This is a genomic window from Aeromicrobium phragmitis, assembly GCF_003674095.1.
GTDB lineage: Bacteria > Actinomycetota > Actinomycetes > Propionibacteriales > Nocardioidaceae > Aeromicrobium > Aeromicrobium phragmitis.
The window spans coordinates 1-524 of the sequence record NZ_RDBF01000052.1 but is presented as its reverse complement, the minus strand read 5'-3'; the positions used below and the strand labels follow the sequence as shown (position 1 = coordinate 524).

At 64.3% G+C, this 524-nt stretch carries 2 protein-coding genes; both read left to right on the top strand.

Annotation, left to right across the window (positions count from 1 at the left end):
- On the top strand, positions 1-182 hold a 182-nt coding region (locus D9V41_RS16205; protein WP_208006905.1), incomplete at its 5' end, for a hypothetical protein.
- 1 nt (position 183) lies between these two features.
- Positions 184-524, top strand: a 341-nt coding sequence (locus tag D9V41_RS16200; protein ID WP_133434233.1) for a DUF262 domain-containing protein, incomplete at its 3' end; no start/stop codon positions are given.

Below are 524 nucleotides of genomic sequence, written 5' to 3'. Positions count from 1 at the left end.
TGAAGGAGCTCGCCCACCTGCTGTTCCGCTTCGCCGAGAAGCAGGGCTGGACCAAGGATGCGCTGAGCTTCAATAACGTCGTCACGAGTTGGCCCGACGTCCTGGATGCGGCCAAGCGTGCCGCCGACGCCAGGCCACTAGCCACGCAGGCTGTGATCGACTTCGAACCCGAAGAGGACTGAGATGGGCTTCCTGACACCAATGTACGAGCTTGGTGAATACCTGACGTGGACGCGGTCGGGGGAGATCCAGCTCCCGGACTTCCAGCGTGGGTACAAGTGGGAAGACGAGCGCATCCGCCAGTTGCTGGTCACGGTGCTGCGGGGCCACCCTCTCGGCGCGGTCATGCTCCTGAAAACCGGCAATACCCAGGTTCGGTTCAAACCGCGTCCGATCGAGGGTGTCGAACTCGCGCCCGGCACTGAAGCGAAGTTCCTCCTGCTCGATGGCCAGCAGCGTCTGACGTCCCTCACGCAGGCGCCCAGCGGCGATGGCGCGGTCGCCACCAAGGACAGCCGCGGCAA